Annotated in this window: 17 protein-coding genes; 12 read left to right on the forward strand and 5 right to left on the reverse strand. The window is 66.8% G+C overall.

What is annotated here, in order from left to right; translation table 11 throughout:
* The 3 genes from ACT6SE_RS20225 (at position 1) to ACT6SE_RS20235 (ending at position 3,240) form a co-directional block, all read left to right on the forward strand.
* Positions 1–528 (forward strand): DUF1203 domain-containing protein, encoded by a 528-nt coding sequence (locus tag ACT6SE_RS20225; protein ID WP_041863955.1) that lies wholly within the window; start codon positions 1–3, stop codon positions 526–528.
* Between the two features lie 191 nt (positions 529–719).
* Positions 720–1,889 (forward strand): lytic polysaccharide monooxygenase, encoded by a 1,170-nt coding sequence (locus ACT6SE_RS20230; protein WP_444811044.1) that lies wholly within the window; start codon positions 720–722, stop codon positions 1,887–1,889.
* Positions 1,890–2,070: 181 nt separating this feature from the next.
* Entirely contained in the window at positions 2,071–3,240 is a 1,170-nt protein-coding gene (locus ACT6SE_RS20235) for a lytic polysaccharide monooxygenase (RefSeq protein WP_046433118.1), read from the forward strand.
* Between the two features lie 631 nt (positions 3,241–3,871).
* On the opposite strand, the gene ACT6SE_RS20240 is transcribed toward ACT6SE_RS20235, so the two are convergent.
* Both ACT6SE_RS20240 and ACT6SE_RS20245 read right to left on the reverse strand, forming a co-directional pair.
* Positions 3,872–5,013, reverse strand: a protein-coding gene (locus tag ACT6SE_RS20240; protein ID WP_087944428.1) for an IS3-like element ISStma9 family transposase whose coding sequence is annotated in 2 segments (ribosomal slippage) — positions 3,872–4,776 and positions 4,776–5,013 — 1,143 coding nt in all. Because the reading frame shifts where the segments join, the coding sequence is not laid out codon by codon here.
* A 211-nt stretch (positions 5,014–5,224) separates the two neighbouring features.
* Positions 5,225–5,974 (reverse strand): ferredoxin--NADP reductase, encoded by a 750-nt coding sequence (locus tag ACT6SE_RS20245; RefSeq protein WP_080342787.1) that lies wholly within the window; start codon positions 5,972–5,974, stop codon positions 5,225–5,227.
* 84 nt (positions 5,975–6,058) lie between these two features.
* Between ACT6SE_RS20245 and ACT6SE_RS20250 the strand changes: the two genes are divergently transcribed.
* From ACT6SE_RS20250 to ACT6SE_RS20275, 6 genes are all read left to right on the forward strand, one after another.
* On the forward strand, positions 6,059–7,027 hold the full coding sequence (locus ACT6SE_RS20250; protein ID WP_005411567.1) for an ABC transporter ATP-binding protein: 969 nt from the start codon (positions 6,059–6,061) through the stop codon (positions 7,025–7,027).
* The gene (locus ACT6SE_RS20255) at positions 7,024–7,815 is read left to right on the forward strand and encodes an ABC transporter permease (protein ID WP_014038898.1); all 792 of its coding nucleotides are present in this window, start codon (positions 7,024–7,026) and stop codon (positions 7,813–7,815) included. The genes ACT6SE_RS20250 and ACT6SE_RS20255 overlap by 4 nt, the downstream gene beginning before the upstream one ends.
* Positions 7,793–7,924 carry a hypothetical protein gene (locus ACT6SE_RS20260; protein ID WP_258008287.1) on the forward strand — a complete coding sequence of 44 codons (132 nt, stop codon included), beginning with the start codon at positions 7,793–7,795 and terminating at the stop codon, positions 7,922–7,924. The genes ACT6SE_RS20255 and ACT6SE_RS20260 overlap by 23 nt, the downstream gene beginning before the upstream one ends.
* 171 nt (positions 7,925–8,095) lie before the next feature.
* Positions 8,096–8,863 carry a hypothetical protein gene (locus ACT6SE_RS20265; protein ID WP_041863959.1) on the forward strand — a complete coding sequence of 256 codons (768 nt, stop codon included), beginning with the start codon at positions 8,096–8,098 and terminating at the stop codon, positions 8,861–8,863.
* Between the two features lie 187 nt (positions 8,864–9,050).
* Positions 9,051–9,989 (forward strand): 2-dehydropantoate 2-reductase, encoded by a 939-nt coding sequence (panE, locus tag ACT6SE_RS20270; RefSeq protein WP_046433139.1) that lies wholly within the window; start codon positions 9,051–9,053, stop codon positions 9,987–9,989.
* Positions 9,986–10,870, forward strand: a complete 885-nt coding sequence (locus ACT6SE_RS20275) for an epimerase (RefSeq protein WP_046433142.1) — start codon at positions 9,986–9,988, stop codon at positions 10,868–10,870. Before panE ends, ACT6SE_RS20275 begins: the two co-directional genes overlap by 4 nt.
* Before the next feature lie 55 nt (positions 10,871–10,925).
* Here ACT6SE_RS20275 and ACT6SE_RS20280 read toward each other — a convergent pair whose 3' ends face one another.
* A complete protein-coding gene (locus ACT6SE_RS20280) occupies positions 10,926–11,723 on the reverse strand; it encodes a TatD family hydrolase (RefSeq protein ID WP_046433165.1) in 798 nt (265 codons plus the stop codon).
* Positions 11,724–11,790: 67 nt separating this feature from the next.
* Between ACT6SE_RS20280 and hrpB the strand changes: the two genes are divergently transcribed.
* Positions 11,791–14,295, forward strand: coding sequence for an ATP-dependent helicase HrpB (gene hrpB, locus ACT6SE_RS20285; RefSeq protein WP_444811045.1), 2,505 nt, complete (start codon positions 11,791–11,793; stop codon positions 14,293–14,295).
* 200 nt (positions 14,296–14,495) lie between these two features.
* Complete coding sequence (locus ACT6SE_RS20290) at positions 14,496–14,870, forward strand: hypothetical protein (protein ID WP_005411574.1); 375 nt, start codon at positions 14,496–14,498, stop codon at positions 14,868–14,870.
* A gap of 93 nt (positions 14,871–14,963) precedes the next feature.
* Here ACT6SE_RS20290 and ACT6SE_RS20295 read toward each other — a convergent pair whose 3' ends face one another.
* Entirely contained in the window at positions 14,964–15,503 is a 540-nt protein-coding gene (locus ACT6SE_RS20295) for a pseudouridine synthase (RefSeq protein ID WP_014648817.1), read from the reverse strand.
* 171 nt (positions 15,504–15,674) lie between these two features.
* Positions 15,675–16,532 carry a class I SAM-dependent methyltransferase gene (locus ACT6SE_RS20300; protein ID WP_046433148.1) on the reverse strand — a complete coding sequence of 286 codons (858 nt, stop codon included), beginning with the start codon at positions 16,530–16,532 and terminating at the stop codon, positions 15,675–15,677.
* Positions 16,533–16,701: 169 nt separating this feature from the next.
* Between ACT6SE_RS20300 and ACT6SE_RS20305 the strand changes: the two genes are divergently transcribed.
* Entirely contained in the window at positions 16,702–17,658 is a 957-nt protein-coding gene (locus tag ACT6SE_RS20305; RefSeq protein WP_046433152.1) for an aldo/keto reductase, read from the forward strand.
* Positions 17,659–17,738: the final 80 nt, after the last annotated feature.

Raw genomic sequence — 17,738 nt, forward strand, 5'->3', positions numbered from 1 at the left:
ATGCACGCGTGGTACCTCGGCGGCATCGACCACCGCCCGTTCCTGCACCTGTTCGAGATGAGCGACAGCGCGCTCGCCACGCTCGGCATCCAGCGTCGCTGGGCCGGCGCCAACGGCGGACATCCCTGCCGGATCAGCCTGAGCGACCCCGCGCCTGGCAGCGAGCTGCTCCTGCTGTCCCACGTCCACCTGCCGCTGCATTCGCCGTACCGCGCCGCCGGCCCGATCTTCGTGCAGCGCGGCGTGACCCGTTGCGTCCTGCCGCCGGGCGAGGTGCCCCCGTATGTGCAGCGCCGGATGATCTCGATGCGTGCCTATGACCACGCCGCGCTGATGTGCGGTGCCCAGGTCTGCGCGGGCACCGAGGTGGCCGACCACCTGGATGCACTGTTTGCCGACCCGTCGGTGGCGTTCGTGCAGCTGCACAACGCGGCGCATGGCTGTTTCTCGTGCCAGGCAGATCGGGTGGGTACCGGGACTGCGTCGCGTGATCTCCATGACGTGATCGATGCCACGCCGGTCACGTGACGTCCAGCGCATCCGTTCAGCCCTGCGTGAAGCCTGCGGGAAGGGCTTCACATGCGCAGTCACGGATCGGCACTGCGATGGTTCCGTCCCCTGCAGTGCGGCTCGATACTCGCCGTGGTGCCGCCGAAAGTCCGCCGCGCAGCGCAGCTCCTGCGGTCACCGTTCCCTTTCGACGACCACAAGGATGCGCCATGTCATTACGATCCACACCGCTGTTGCTGGCCACCTCGTTCGCCGCTGCGGGCCTGTGCCTGGCCGGCAGCGCGTTCGCCCACGGCACGATGACCACGCCGGTCAGCCGCGTCTATGCCTGCTTCCAGGGCAATCCCGAGAACCCGACCAACCCGGCCTGTGCCGCTGCAAAAGCGATTGGCGGTTCACAGGCGTTCTACGACTGGAACGGCATCAACCAGGCCAACGCCAACGGCAACCATCAGGCCGTGGTGCCCGACGGGAAGCTGTGCAGCGGCAACAACCCGACCTTCCGCGGCCTGGACGTGAACCGCAGTGACTGGCAGACCACGCCGATCCAGGCCGATGCCAATGGCAAGTTCACTTTCGTGTTCAAGGCGACCGCACCACACGCCACGCGCGACTGGCGCTTCTTCGTCACCCGCGAAGGCTGGCAGCCGGGAAGCCCGCTGCGCTGGGCCGACCTGCAGGAGTTCTGCACGCTGGGCAATACGCCGCTGTCGGCCGACGGCACCTACAAGCTTCAGTGCACGTTGCCGCAGCGCACCGGCCAGCATGTGATCTACAACACCTGGAAGCGCTCGGATTCGACCGAGGCGTTCTATACCTGCATGGACGTGCGCTTCCAGGGAGGCGGAGGGACCGCACCGGCACCGCAATGGCAGGACGCCGGCCCGGTCACCGCACGCAGTGAGCTGCCGGTTGGCACGACGCTGGCGCTGCGCGTGTTCAACGCCAACGGCAATGACGTCGAACGTGTGGAGGCCACCCTGGCCAGCGGCCAGACCGCACCCGCGCAGTGGCCGTTGGTGCTCGCCCGCAAGGTCAATGCCAGTGCCCAGCACGCGCGCGTGGGCGTGCTTGCCAATGGCGTGATCACGCCGACCGCCTCGGCCACCGACAACCGCGTGTACCTGAAGGACGGCAACCGCTTCCAGCTCGATACCCAGGTGCCCGACCCGGGTACACCGTCACCGGGCGGTGATTTCGACCACGTGTACCCGGCGGGCATCGGCAGCTATGTGCCGGGCCAGACCGTGGTGAAGGGCAGCGACGGCAAGCTGTACGCCTGCCGCCCGTTCCCGGAAGGTGCATGGTGCAACGTCAACGCCGAGGCGTACCGGCCGGGTGTGGGTGCGGCCTGGCGCGATGCATGGATTGCATACTGAGACCGGGTACAGGGAACGGTGGCAGAGCGCCGTTCCCTGCATAGCGTGAGACGCGCCAGCGTGTGAGTGGGAAGCCGTTCCCATATGCAACCACGCGATGCTTTTTTCAACGTAATCCGATGGATGCGGGCGGGTGGGATGCCGAGACTTCGCGGGGTTTCACCACCCACAGGAGATCTCCATGCATCTGTCACACCGGACCGTCATCACGCTGTCTGTGATCGCAGGCATTGCCACCTCTGGCAGCGCGTTCGCCCACGGCACCCTGTCCAAACCCGCCAGCCGTGTCTATGCCTGTTACCAGGGCAATCCCGAAAATCCCACCAACCCCGCCTGCGCTGCCGCCAAGGCCATCGGTGGTGCGCAACCGTTCTATGACTGGGCCGGGATCAACCAGGCCGAGGCCCATGGCAACCACCAGGCCGTCGTGCCCGATGGCGAGTTGTGCAGCGGCGGCAACAGCAAGTACCGCGGCCTGGATCTGAACCGCAGTGACTGGCAGACCTCGCCGATCCGTGCCGACGCCCGTGGCCACTACGCGTTCGAGTTCAAGGCGCCGGCCCCGCATGCCACCCGCGAGTGGAAGTTCTATGTCACCCGCGATGGCTGGCAACCGGGCAGCCCGCTGCGCTGGGCCGACCTGCAGGAATTCTGCACGCTGGGCAACGTGCCGGTCTCCGGTGACGTCTACAAGCTGGACTGCCCGCTACCCAAGCGCAGCGGCCAGCACATCATCTACAACACCTGGCAGCGCTCGGATTCGGGCGAGGCGTTCTATACCTGCGCAGACGTGCGCTTCGAGGGGGGCGGTGGTGTGACCCCGCCGCCGCAGTGGCAGGACGCGGGTCCGGTCACTGCCCGTGGTGCGCTGGACGTGGGCACCATCCTGACCCTGCGGGTCTTCAACGCCCAGGGCAACGATCTGGAAAGCCCGCAGATCACCCTTGCCGCCGGCCAGACCGCTGCGAACCAGTGGCCGCTGGCACTGGCCCACAAGGTCAATGGCACTGCGCAGCAGGCGCGCGTGGGGGTGATGAAGAACGGCGTGATCACGCCCGTCGCCTCGGCTACCGGGAACCGCGTCTATCTGAAGCCAGGCCACCTGTTCCAGCTCGATACCCGCGTGCCGGATCCGGTCGATCCGATCGATCCGCCGCCGGCTGACGACTACGACTTCGTATACCCCGCGGATATCGGCAGCTACACGCCGGGCCAGACCGTGGTGAAGGGCACCGACGGCAAGCTGTATGCCTGCCGCCCGTTCCCGGAAGGCGCCTGGTGCAACATCAATGCAGAGGCCTACCGCCCGGGTACCGGCTCTGCCTGGCGTGATGCCTGGATCGAGTACTGAAGGCAGGGCACCGGGGGCGGCGTGGGGTCGCCTCCGGTTTCCAGGGTTGCCGGCCAGCGGCCGGCACTACCGGGGTTCGTGCGGTTGCCGGCCAGCGGCCGGCACTACCGGGGTTCGTGCGGTTGCCGGCCAGCGGCCGGCACTACCAGGTTCGTGGGGTTGCCGGCCCGCGGCCGGCACCAGCCGGACCTATTTGCTGCTGACATAGAGAAGCTCAACCACATTGCTAGCCCACTAACCCTTGGCAGGGCTCGCACTTACAAATAGCTAGTCGAAATGCCTGAATAATTCATTCAGCCTATAGATAGCTGAAGACAAGCAGGGCGCCTATTGGGATCCGCATCCAGAGGCTTCAGGCATCCCTCGGAAGCCCAAACTCTGCTTCATCTCTCCCCTCGACTTCACCGTTGGCTAGGCGATCGGCGTCAGGCCAGCTAGCGTTTTCTCTGAGATTCCTAGCTCTCTTCTCGTTGCCGGGCTCCAATCTCGGCGCCGGCCGGCAGCAGTGTGGCAAGGGGGCGAATTTCGGGATGACTACCTGACTGATGACTAATGGCGGCCATCTAACGGTCTCAAATCGACAATAGCTCAACCCTATGGAGTGAATCGCCCAGGGTTTTCTAGACAGTCGTCAGCCGTTTAGTGCGTACTGCTTCTCGAACTCTACCGGGGACAGCCCGTCGTTGGAACTGTGCCGCCGTTTTGGGTTGTAGAACATCTCGATGTACTGGAAGACGTCGGCCCGTGCCTCGTCGTGATTGCTGTAGATCCTCCGCTTAATACGCTCCCGCTTCAGTAGCTGGAAGAAGCTCTCCATCGCTGCGTTGTCATGGCAGTTTCCTCGTCGACTCATGCTGCACACGATGTCGTGCTCGCGCAGGAAGCTCTGCCAGTCTTCGCTGGTGAACTGGGTTCCCTGGTCGGAGTGAAGCAGAAGCCCGGGGCTTGGCTTGCGCCGCCACACTGCAGCCAATAGCGCCTGCAAAACCAGGTCCGTATGTTGAGTTGGTCGGGTTGCCCATCCAACGACCTGACGCGAAAACAGATCAAGCACTACCGCCAAGTACAGGAAGCCGTCGTACGTGCGGATGTAGGTGATGTCCGTGACCCACGCGCGATTTGGCTCACTGACTTTGAAGCCGCGAGCCAGAACGTTCTTGGCGACTGATCCAACAGGGCCGCTCAATGGGCGTGGTCGCCGACCGTAGCCGACCATTGCCCGCAGCCCCTCGCTCTTCATCAAGCGTGCCACGCGATGACGACTACACGTCTCGCCAAGCTCGCGCAGATCTGTGGTCACTTTGCGGTGGCCATACACAGAGCCGCTTTCCAGCCAGCTGTGCTTGATTAGGCCGAGCAACCGCTGATCGTCCTTGTCGCGAGCGCTTGCCGGCTCTTTTAGCCAGGCGTAGTAGCCACTGCGATGGACGCCAAGCATCCGACACATCGCCGCGAGGCCGAACTCATCTGCGTGTTGCTTCATGAAGGCGTACTTTGCTCTTACCCCTTTGCAAAGTACGCGGCGGCTTTTTTTAGGATGTCTCGCTCTTCAGTGACCCTGCGTAGCTCAGCCTTGAGGCGGCGCACTTCCGCGTTCTGGTCCTGCTCGACACGCCGGCCAACATCGCCTTTGCCTTGTTGCCGCTTCCAGCCGTAAAGACTATGGATCGACACGCCCAGTCGCTCGGCAACCTCCGCTACCGGACGGCCGTACTCAACGATCTGTCGGACCGCCTCGATCTTGAACTCATCGGTGTACCGCTTCGTGCTCATAACCACCTCCGCCTAAGCCATAGTTTATGGCTGCGAGGTGTCTACGGAACCCTGGGCGATTCAATGGGAATGAACTGCAGTTTTGGGACATTGGCTTCAATGAAGAAGCCGCTAGGGGGAAGGATCCAGCGCATTCGATTGCGGCGAGGGAGGACGTACCGATGCTAAGTGACCTCGATCTGCAAGCAAAGAAGGTGAACTAGCATCACGGCTAGGTTGAACTTACGTACTTCTCGCGGCGGATCTGCGGGTTGCCCAGGCCGGCGGCCTTCAGCAGCTCGGCGCAGGCATCGACCATGTCCGGGTTGCCGCACAGGTAGGCGATGTCCGTGGCCGGGTCCGGCGTGAAACCGGCCAGCGCCTGCTGCACGTAACCGTGCTGCACGTCCGGATGCGGATCGGCGGGCAGTTCGCGCGACAGGCACGGAACATAGCGGAAGTTCGGGTGTTTTTCGGCGAAGCTGTAGAAGTCCTCGCTGTACAGCAGCTCGCCCGGGCTGCGCGCGCCCTGCAGCAGCACGATCTGCGCACCACGTTCGGCCATGGCCTTTTCCAGCAGCGGCAGCATCGAGCGGTACGGGGTAACGCCGGTACCGGTGGCGATCAGCAGGTAGCGGGCATTGTGGTCACCGGGATTCAGGCAGAAGCGGCCGTAGGGGCCGGACGCACTGATCTGGCCGCCGTGCTCCAGCGCCTCGAACAGCGCGGTGGCGGCGCCACCGGGCACGAAGCTGACCGCGATATCCACCGCCTCGCCCGGGCCCAGTGCGTGGTCGTGAATGGTCGCCAGCGAGTAGCTGCGCTTGGTTTCGGTGCCATCGGCGTAGCTGAAATGGACCTGGATGAACTGGCCGGGCTGGAAATCCAGCGGCTGCCCATCGTCACGCACGAACTGGTAGTGGCCGACGGTCGGGGCCAGCATGCGGCGGCCGACCAGCTTGAGGGGGAATTGAACAGGCACGACTTTTCGGGACAGTGTGTAGCCGGGGCAAGCCCTCGGGGTCTTCTATAATAGCCCCTCCCCGCCCCTCTCCAGCGCCAGCCCATGGGCGCGAAGGCTTCGAGCTTGGCATCCCAGAACGATACGGCGCCCGCCCTGCGCGTGCGCGACCTGCGCAAGACCTACGACAACGGCACCCAGGCCCTGAAGGGGGTTTCCCTGGAAGTGGCCCCGGGCGACTTCTTCGCCCTGCTGGGCCCCAACGGTGCCGGCAAGTCGACCCTGATCGGCATCATCAGCTCCCTGGTCAACCTCAGCGAGGGCCAGGTGGAGGTGTTCGGCAGCGACCTGGTGCGCAACCGCAGCGCCACCATGCGCCTGATCGGGCTGGTGCCGCAGGAAATCAACTTCAACCTGTTCGAAAAGCCCTTCGACATCCTGGTGAACTACGCCGGCTTCTACGGCGTGCCGCGCGAGGAAGCGGAGCAGCGCGCCGAAGAGGAACTGAAGCGGGCCCACCTGTGGGAAAAGGCGCAGGTGATGAGCCGCACGCTGTCCGGCGGCATGAAGCGCCGGCTGATGATCGCCCGCGCAATGATGACCCGCCCACGCCTGCTGATCCTGGATGAGCCGACCGCCGGCGTGGACATCGAGATCCGCCGCGACATGTGGCGCGTGCTGAAGGAGATCAACGCTGCCGGCACCACGATCATCCTCACCACGCACTATCTGGAAGAAGCCGAGTACCTGTGCCGCCACCTGGCGATCATCAACCATGGCCAGATCGTCGAGCAGGGGCCGATGCGCACCCTGCTGGCCAAGCTGGACGTGGAGGGCTTCCTGCTGGACATCGACGGTGACCTGCCGGCGCAGCTGCCGGTGATCGAGGGCGCGACCCTGACCGCGCCGGACCCGCACACGCTGGACATCGACATGCCGCGCGCAATGGACCTCAACCGCGTGTTCGCCACGCTCAACGAGGCCGGTATCCGCGTGCGTTCGATGCGTACCAAGAGCAACCGCCTGGAGGAGCTGTTCGTGCGCCTCACCGGCAACCTGGAGAAGCCTGCATGAGCACCACCGAGCTGACCGACGGCCAGCGCAACCGCATCGCACTGATGACCATCGTGCGCCGCGAAGTCGCCCGCATCATGCGCATCTGGGGCCAGACCCTGGTGCCGCCGGCGATCACCATGACCCTGTACTTCCTGATCTTCGGCAACCTGATCGGGTCGCGCGTGGGTGACATGGGCGGCTACACGTACATGCAGTTCATCGTGCCGGGCCTGGTGATGATGAGCGTGATCCAGAACAGCTACGGCAACATCAGTTCCTCGTTCTTCGGTGCCAAGTTCGGCCGCCACGTGGAAGAGCTGCTGGTCAGCCCGATGCCGAACTGGGTGATCCTGTGGGGCTACGTGGCCGGCGCCGTGCTGCGCGGCCTGATGGTGGGCGTGATCGTGCTGATCATCGCGATGTTCTTCACCCCGGTGCGCATTCCGCACCCGCTGGTGATGCTGACCACGGTGATCCTGGGCGCGACGATCTTCTCGCTGGCCGGTTTCATCAATGCGGTGTATGCGAAGAAGTTCGACGACGTGGCGATCGTGCCGACCTTCATCCTGACCCCGCTGACCTACCTGGGTGGCGTGTTCTATTCGGTGAAGCTGCTGCCGGGCTGGGCCGAAGCGGCCACGCACGCGAACCCGATCTTCTACATGGTCAATGCGTTCCGCTATGGCCTGCTGGGCAGCAGCGATGTGCCGCTGCCGGTGGCCTATGGGTTGATGATCGGCTTCGTGGTGGCGCTGACGGCGCTGGCGCTGTGGCTGCTGCGCCGTGGCGTGGGCATGCGCAGCTAAGGGTGGCCTGCAGGGCCTGCGGCCCTGCACCCGCCGAATCAACGTCAACTTCAACGGCAACGTCAACTTCAACGGCAACGGCAACGGCAACGGCAACGGCAAAAGCTGACTATCCGGGGGATGGCAAATTCCGGCGATCTGCCGGGATGTCGTTCTGCGCTGCTGCTGGTAGGTGTCGACCTTGGTCGACACGATGGATGGACGCCATGCGTGGATGGAGCTTTCACGGCAAAGCCGATGTTCCGCTTTTCTCGTTCGGGATTGCAGCTAGGCTGTGGCGATGAAGATCACTTCCATTGCGCTGGACAAAGCCGTGTCGGACGGCCCCATCGATGCCTTCAGCCATGCGTTGCTGGGCGATTCACCCACGCTGGATGAGGTGCTGGAATACCTGGCCTCGCGGCACGCGGCTGATCCCCGGTATCGCTACCTGTGCACGCTCGATGATGCCGGCCAGTGCCGCTACACCAGCATGCACGCGTCAGACGACGCGCGCATCGCGCTCTACGAGGACGAAGACCCGGCGACCCCCGACGATGCGTTGGCGGCACGCGGGCGGTTGCTGGCGCATGTGGTCGCGCAGCTTGAGCATTCGACGCATCGGCTGGAATGGAGCACGCTGGCGGGCACGCTGATGTGCAATGACGCAGACATCGAGGCATTGGTCGCGGCCAATGCCGCACCGGATCTCATCGTCGACGAGGTGGTCTGCGTGCAACAGGTGCCCGTGGATCGTGACGACCTGCTGATCGCCGCCCTGCCCAACGGCTACTTCAGCGCGGACTGGAACATCTTCCAGAACCACGCCCTGATCCGGCACCTGCAAGAGCATTACGACTACCGCCTGTTCGGGCTTGGCGCATCGTGGCTGGGCTTCCAGCGTGACAGCGCGCCGTCGCCTGCGGAAGCGGACGCTCTGGTCGCGGACCTGCAGCGCGTCTACGCTGCCGGAACGCACGACACCTGGTCACAACTGGCTGCAACGCTGTCCTCCCGCACCACGCTTCTATTGGGATACACCGAAGGCTTCAGCGAACAGCTGCCCTGAGCGCGGTTCTACACGCGCTCGCGCAGCGAGCGGCCCGCTTCCGCTCCTGATCTGTTTTCCGTGGTGGCCGCACCCAGCCAACCCCACTGAACCGTGCTTCCCGCGAACCACCACGAGGGGCACCGCCGTTGGCCGCGATCTCCGGCACAATCGAAATCCTGATTCCCCAGAACACGGTGAACGTGCAATGCGCATCCTGATCCTCGGCGCCGGCGGTACCGGCGGTTACTTCGGTGGTCGCCTGGCCCAGGCCGGTGTGGACGTGACCTTCCTCGTGCGCCCCGCGCGCGCCGCCCAGCTGGATCGCGACGGCCTGGTCATCCGCAGCCCGCTCGGCGATGCCAGCTTCCCCGTGCAGCATGTCACCGCTGATGCACTGCCCGCATTGGCCGCGCAGAAGCCGTTCGACCTGGTCATCCTCAGCTGCAAGGCCTACGACCTGGACAGCTCGATCGACGCCATTGCCCCGGCCGTGGGCGCAGGCACCACCGTGCTGCCGATCCTCAACGGCCTGCATCACTACAACGCACTGGACGCGCGCTTCGGCCGCGACGCCGTGCTTGGTGGCCTGTGCTTCATCAGCGCCACCAAGGCCCCCGACGGTGCGGTGCTGCACCTGGGCAAACCGGCCAAGCTCACCTTCGGCGAGCGCGACAGCGGCGCGGCCTCGGCGCGCGTGCGCGCCTTCGCTGCGGTCTGCGCGCAGGCCCATCTTGATCACCTGGCCAGCGAACACATCGGCCAGGAACAATGGATCAAGTACACCTTCCTTACCGCGCTGGCGGCGGCGACCTGCCTGCTGCGCGCCGACATCGGCACCATCGTTGCCACCGATGATGGCGAGGCGATCGTGCGCGGCCTGTACGACGAATGCCTGGCCGTGGCCGAAGCCGCCGGTGAACCGGTTCCCGTGGCCGCGCAGGACACCGCGCGCGACACCCTGACCCAGGCCGGCTCGGCACTGAAGGCATCGATGCTGCGTGACCTGGAAGCCGGCCAACAGGTGGAGGCCGAACAGATCGTCGGCGACATGCTGGCCCGCGCGCGCAAGGCCGACCAGGAAGCCCTGCTGCTGCAGGTCGCCTACAGCAGCCTGCAGGCCTACCAGGCACTGCGCGGCGCGTGAGCATCATCTCCGCCGCCAGTGCATCGCCCTCGCGGGTGCTGATCCTCGGGCTGGGCTGGAGTGGCTGTGCGCTGGCCCGACATCTGCAGGCATTGGGCGCACACGTCGCTGGCACGGTACGCGATCCCGCATCGGCACCACGCGATGGTCTGCGTCGCCATCCGCTGGGTGCCGATGCCACGCCATCGCCCGCCCTGCTCGATGAGATCGCGCAGGCCGAGGCCGTACTGTGCAGCGTGCCACCCGACGCCGATGGCGATCCTGCGCTGCGCCTGCTGTTGCCCGCGCTGCGGGCCAGCCCGGCATTGCGCTGGGTGGGCTATCTGTCGTCCACCTCGGTGTATGCCGACCGCGCCGGCGGCTGGGTCCACGAGCGCAGCGCAGCCGATGCCACTGAAGCAGCCGGCGTGCAGCGCCTGCGGGCCGAAGCGCAATGGCGTGAGCTTGCAGGAGAACGCGGCATCGCATCGGCAGTGTTCCGCCTGCCCGGCCTGTACGGGCCGGGGCGCAATGCGCTGCTGCAGCTGGCGCAGGGACGTGCCCGCCACGTAGTGCGTCCCGGGCTGCTATTCAACCGGCTGCACGTGGATGACCTGGTGACGGTCGTTATCGCGTCGATGCAGCGGCCGTGCGTGGATGGCCTGTATCTGCCGGCCGATGACGAGCCGGCACCGCCGCAGGAGGTACTGGCCTTCGCCGCGCAGCTGGGCGGGTTTGCGATGCCACCTGCCGTGGCATGGGACGACCCTGCACTCAGCCCGACCCTGCGACGCTTCTACCAGAGCAACAAGCGCATCGACAGCCGTGGCACGCGTGAAGCACTGGCGTGGGCGCCGCGGTTCCCCAGCTACCGTGAGGGCCTGCGCGACCTGCTCCGGTAGTGCCGGCCGCTGGCCGGCAATCAATCGTGTTGCCGGCCAGCGGCCGGCACTACCATCAACCTGCGCCGGGCAGGCGGAAGAACGTACGCGTCGCGGCCGTTGCATTCGCGGCGGTCACTGCCACGTCCTCGCCACGGTCACGCGCCAGTTCTTCCACGATGTGCGACAGGAACATCGGTTCGTTGCGGCGGTCCTTCGGCATCGGCTTCAGCGTGCGCGGCAGCAGGTACGGTGCGTCGGTCTCGATCATCAGGCGGTTGGCCGGGATGTTCTTCACCAGTTCGCGCAGGTGCGCGCCACGGCGCTCGTCGCACAGCCAGCCGGTGATGCCGATGTACCAGTCCTGGTCCAGGTAGTCGAACAGCTCGTCACGCTCACCGGTGAAGCAATGCACCACCGCCGGGCCGATGCGGCCTTCGAAGTTCTTCATCTGTGCCATGAAATCGGCATGCGCATCGCGCTGGTGCAGGAACAGGGGCTTGCCATTGTCCGCGGCCAGCTGCAGCTGGCGCTCGAACGCGCGGTGCTGGGCCGGGCGCGGCGAGAAATCGCGGAAGTAGTCCAGCCCGCACTCCCCCACCGCCACTACTTCCGGGTGGGCATGCAGCGCGCGCATTTCGGCATCGCATTCCTCGGTGTATTCCACCGCGTGGTGCGGGTGCACGCCGGCGGTGGCGTACAGGAAGCCGGGGTGCTGCTGGGCCAACTGCAGGGCCAGTGGCGAGTGCTCGCGGCTGGCACCGGTGATGACCATCTGCACCACGCCGGCCTGGCGCGCGCGGTCCAGCACGGCATCGCGGTCGCGGTCGAAGGAGTCGTGGGTCAGGTTGGCGCCGATATCGATCAGGTGCATGGTCATCGCGGGGGAAAAGTGCCCGCGCATTGTACCTGCGCCTGCCGTGGCCCCTTATCCTTTGCATATGAACGCCCCGTTCTTCCCGATTTCCCCGCTGCTGCCGCAGATCCAGCAGCAGCTGGCCGTGCAACCACGGCTGGTGCTGGAGGCCCCGCCCGGTGCCGGCAAGACCACCCAGGTGCCGCTGGCGTTGCTCGACGCGCCGTGGCTGCAGGGCCGCAAGATCATCCTGCTGGAACCACGCCGGGTCGCCGCGCGCAGCGCGGCGCTGTTCATGGCACGGCAGCTGGGTGAGGAGGTCGGCGGCACGGTCGGCTACCGCATCCGCTTCGAGAACAAGGTCTCCGCGCGCACCCGCATCGAGGTGGTCACCGAGGGCATCCTGACCCGGATGCTGCAGGACGACCCGATGCTGGAAACCGTCGGCGCGATCCTGTTCGATGAATTCCACGAGCGCCATCTCAGTGGGGATCTGGGCCTGGCGCTGGCGCTGGACGTGCAGGCGCAGCTGCGCGACGACCTGCGCCTGGTGGTGATGTCGGCCACGCTGGACGGCGAGCGGCTGGCACGCTTCCTCGATGCGCCGCGGCTGAGCAGCGAGGGCCGCAGTTATCCGGTGGCGATCAGCCACTTCCCGGCGCGCCGCGATGAAGCCCTGGAACTGCAGGTGCGCCGCGCGGTGCAGCAGGCACTGGCCGAGCACCCCGGTGACCTGCTGGTGTTCCTGCCCGGCCAGCGCGAGATCGCGCGCGTCCAGGCCGGCCTGCAGGAGTCACTCGATGGCAACGTCGAGGTGCTGGCGCTGCATGGCGAGCTGCCGGTCGAACAACAGGCGCGCGTGTTGCAGGCCGCCAGCGATGGCCGCCGTCGCGTGGTGCTGGCGACCAACGTGGCCGAGTCGTCGGTGACCCTGCCCGGCGTGCGCGTGGTGATCGACAGCGGCCAGGCGCGCGAGCCGCGCTACGACCCCAACAGCGGCTTCACCCGGCTGGACGTGGTGGCCATCGCGCAGGCGTCGGCCGACCAGCGCGCGGGCCGTGCCGGTCGCGTGGCCGAGGGCGTGGCCTGGCGGCTGTGGCCGCAGTCGCAGCGGCTGGAGCCGCAGCGCCGCGCCGAGATCGACCAGGTGGAACTGGCCGGACTGGCGCTGGAACTGGCCGCGTGGGGCAGCAGCGACCTGCGCTTCCTCGACCCGCCACCGGCCGGCCCGATGGGTGCGGCGCGCGAACTGCTGCAACGCCTGGGTGCACTGTCGGACTCGGGCGCGATCACCGCACTCGGGCGCCGTGTACTGGCGCTGGGTACGCACCCGCGGATGGCGGCGATGCTGCTGGCAGCGCCCGATGCCCGCGCGCAGGCGCTGGCCGCCGATCTGGCCGCCCTGCTGGAAGCGCGCGACCCGCTGCGCCAGGGCGGTGACGCGCTGGCGGCCCGCTGGCGCGCACTGGCCGCGTTCCGCACTGGCCGCGCGCCGGGCGATGCCAACCGCAGCGGGCTGGCCGCCATTGATGCCGCCGCCAAGCAGTGGCGTCGCCGCCTGCGCTGCGAGGCTACGCCGCCGGCCAGCATCGAGGCGCACGAACTGGGCGATCTGCTTGCACACGCCTTTCCCGACCGGATCGGTTTCCAGCATCCCGGCGATCCGCTGCGCTACCTGCTGGCCAATGGCCGCAGCGCGCGCCTGCACGAACTGAGTGACCTGCGCGGTGAGCCGTGGCTGGTGGCCAGCGAACTGCGCTTCGAGGCGCGCGATGCGCTGCTGCTGCGTGCCGCACCGGTGGATGAAGGCCAGCTGCGCAAGGCATGGCCGGAGCGCTTCGTCACCGAAGACGTGGTGCGCTGGGACAGCGAGCGACGCGCCCTGGTGGCGCTGCGCGAGACCCGTTTCGACCGGATCGTGCTGGACAGCCGCTCGGCCGGCCGGGTCGATCCGCAGCACGCCGCGCAGGCGCTGACCGATGCGGTGGCCGAGCTCGGCCTGCAGGCGCTGCCGTGGACCGAGGGCCTGCGCCAGTGGCAGGCACGGGTGGAATCGCTGCGGCGCTGGATGCCCGAGCTCGGCCTGCCCGACTGCAGCGACGATGCCCTGCTGGCCACGCGCGCACAATGGCTGCAGCCCGCGTTCGCCGGCAGGACGCGACTGGATGCGCTGGATGAATCCAGCTTCGGCGAGGCGCTGAAATCGCCACTGGAGTGGTCACAACGGCAGTTGGTCGAGCGTCATGCGCCGACCCGCATCACCGTGCCGTCCGGACTGGAGCGGCCGATCACCTATGCGCTGGACAGCGAGAGCGGCGATCCGCTGCCGCCGGTGCTGGCGGTGAAGCTGCAGGAACTGTTCGGCCTGGCCGACACGCCGCGCATCGCCGATGGCCGCGTGCCGCTGACCCTGCACCTGCTCTCCCCCGGCGGCCGCCCGCTGCAGGTCACCCAGGATCTGCGCAACTTCTGGGAAAGCACCTACGCCGAAGTGAAAAAGGAGATGAAGGGCCGTTACCCGCGCCACCCATGGCCGGATGATCCGTGGACGGCGACGGCCACGCACCGGGCCAAGCCGCGCGGAACCTGATTGGTAGTGCCGGCCGCTGGCCGGCAGCCCCCTGGCACCAGGCGGAGAGCATTGCCGGCCAGCGGCCGGCACTACCGGGTGCGGAGCCTGCCTGATCCTGAATGGCTGCGGTAAAGTCACACCACGTGCGTCCCCGACTGACATACCGTTTACGGGCAACACGCGACACTGGACTTCGACCCGAGGCAAAGGACCCCCGCATGAGCAAGCTGACCGTAATCACCGACCGCGCTCTGGAGCGCGCCCTGGAGCTGGCCCACACCGCCGGCGATGGCCTGAAGAGCGCCGGTGGCAGCCTGCGCAACGCGGACTGGATCAAGACCGGCGCCGCCCTCGGCGCAGTGAAGACCGGCGGCAAGGTCGCCACCAAGTTCGCCCGCCGCAACCCGGCCGTGACCATTGCCGCGGCTGCCGTCGGCGTCGGCCTGCTGGGCTATGCGCTGTACCGCAAGCAGCAGAAGAAGAAGGCTGCCAATGGCCACGTGGTGAATGGGCAGGCGCAGCGCATCAACGCACGCGACCGCCGCAACGACACCGTGGTGGACGAGCACAGCGATATCGGCAGCGACGCGTGAAGCTGCCCGGGTCAGACCCCTTCCGCAGGAAGGGCTCTGACCCTACCAGCTACGAGAGGGCCGGATGCCGCGAGGTATCCGGCCCTTTCTGTTTCAACCGATCTGCCGCCACTGCCCCGGCTGCAGGTCGTCCAGCCGGTAGGGCCCCATCGCCACCCGCACCAGCCGCAGCGTTGGCAGGTTCACTGCCGCGGTCATCCGCCGCACCTGGCGGTTGCGGCCCTCGCGGATCGTGATCGCCAGCCAGGCATCGGGCACGGTCTTGCGGAAGCGCACCGGCGGATCGCGTGTCCACAGCGACGGCGCCGGATCGAGGCGCTCGATCTTCGCCGGCAAGGTCGGCCCGTCATTCAGCTCCACCCCATCGCGCAACCGTTGCAGCTGCTCATCGCTGGGCGTGCCTTCCACCTGCACCCAGTAGGTCTTGTCGGCCTTGTGCTTCGGGTCGGTCAACGTGTGCGCCAGCGTGCCGTTATCCGTCAGCAGCAGCAGGCCTTCGCTGTCATGGTCCAGGCGACCGGCGGCATACACGCGCGGCGGCAGGCCGAACCCGGCCAGCGTCGGCCGCGGCGGTACGCTGCGGTCGGTGAACTGGCAGAGCACGTTGAAGGGCTTGTTGAAGGCGATCAGCATTGCGGGCACGGCAGTCGGCGGGTGGCGCATTGTCCCATGCCGCGCCACGCGCCACTCGGCTGTAGAGCCGAGCCCATGCTCGGCTCATCGCGCACAGCACGGCGGAACGCAACAGCAGCCGAGCATGGGCTCGGCTCTACAGAGTCAGCATGCGCCAGCCCGGCACCCCTCTTACGGCTTGATGAAGCGCAGGGTCATGCGGTCGCTTTCGCCGATCGCCTGGTACTTCGCATCATCGGCCTTGTCGTGCTGGTTGGTCGGCGGCAGCGTCCACACGCCGTTCGGGTGGTCCTTGGTGTCGCGCGGGTTGGCGTTGACCTCACTGCGCGCGTCCAGCTTGAAGCCGGCGGCCTCGGCCATCGCGATCACCTGCTGCTGGCCGACATAGCCGGTGTCATCGTCGTCGGCCACGTCGGCCTTGGCGCGGTGCTCGACCACGCCCAGCACGCCGCCCGGCTTGAGCACGTTGAAGAAGCCCTGGAACATGCCCTGCGCCTGGCCGGCCTTGCGCCAGTTGTGCACGTTGCGGAAGGTCAGCACCACATCGGCTGAACCGGCCGGGCCGAACACCGGCTTGGCCGGATCGTAGGCCACCACGGCAGTCTTGCCGAACTGTGCCGGTGCAGCGGCGTACTTCCTTTCCAGGCTGTCGCGGCTGCGCTGCTGGTAGTCACGGCCGCGGCCTTCGGGCACCGCCATCGGATCGACCACCGCAGCAACGTAGTGGCCCTTGTCGTGCAGCAGCGGCGCCAGGATCTCCGAGTACCAGCCGTTGCCGGGGGTGATCTCGATGACGGTCTTTTCCGGCGTCACCTTGAAGAACGACAGCGTCTGCGCCGGGTGGCGGAAACCGTCGCGCTTGACGTTGTTGGCATCGCGGGTGGGCGCCTTCACCGCCGCGTCGATGGCCGGCGACACCTGGATCTTCGCCGGCGCGACCGTGGCCGGTGCGGCAAACGCAGGAACAGCGGCAAGCAGGGCCGAAGCAAGCAGCAGGCGGCAACCACGCAGGGACGAAGCAGGCATCATCGGAGCGACTCCAGCGGAAGATGCGGCGAGACTAGCAGCCGCGGCGCCCCAGGTGTTCACAAAACGTTAGCCGCGTGCGTATCGCGGAACACTGTTTTGTGGTCGCCGCCGCAGCACGGTCACACTACGCGTTTTATTCTGGAGCACTTCCCCCAAGGAGTCCGTGCCCATGACGGCAACCCGCGAACTGGGCCGTTCCGGCCTGCATGTACGTCCGCTCGCCTTCGGTGGCAACGTGTTCGGCTGGAGCGCCGATGAGAAGGCCAGCTTCGCCCTGCTCGATGCCTTCGTCGACGCCGGCTTCAACCTGGTCGACACCGCCGATGTGTATTCGGCCTGGGTGCCGGGCAACACCGGCGGCGAATCGGAAACGCTGATCGGCAAATGGTTCGCGCGCAGCGGCAAGCGCGACAAGGTGGTGCTGGCGACCAAGGTGGCCAAATGGGCCGAACGCCCCGGCCTGACCCCGGACAACATCAATGCGGCGGTCGAGGATTCGCTGCGCCGCCTGCAGACCGACGTGATCGATCTGTACCAGGCCCACGAGGATGATGAGTCGACGCCACTGGAAGCGACCCTGGCCGCGTTCGGCCGCCTGATCGAAGCCGGCAAGGTGCGCGCCATCGGTGCCTCCAACTACAGCGCCACGCGCCTGGCCGATGCGCTGAAGGTGTCCACCGACTACAAGCTGCCGCGTTACGAAACCCTGCAGCCGGAGTACAACCTGTACGACCGTGCCGGCTACGAGAAGGAGCTGGAACCGCTGGTGCAGCGCGAACAGATCGGCGTGATCGGCTACTACGCCCTGGCCAGTGGCTTCCTCAGCGGCAAGTACCGCACACCGGCCGATGCGGCCAAGAGCCCGGCACGTGGCGAAACGGTGGTGAAGCGCTATCTGAACCCGCGCGGCCTGCGCATCCTGCAGGCGCTGGATGACGTGGCCAGCAAGCACAGTGCCAGCGCCGCACAGATCGCACTGGCATGGCAGATCGCGCGGCCGTCGATCACCGCGCCGATCGTCAGCGCCACCAGCGTCGAACAGCTGCACGATCTGCTGGCAGCGGCCAACGTGTCGCTGAGCGTGCAGGATGTCGCGCAGCTGGACGCCGCCAGCGCCGAAGCGTGAGGCCCGGTAGTGCCGGCCGCCGGCCGGCATTGCCCACGTGCCGAAGAAAACAATTGAACAAAATGGTTGCACGCGACTAA

Source organism: Stenotrophomonas sp. LC732 (assembly GCF_052446685.1).
Taxonomy (GTDB): domain Bacteria; phylum Pseudomonadota; class Gammaproteobacteria; order Xanthomonadales; family Xanthomonadaceae; genus Stenotrophomonas; species Stenotrophomonas muris.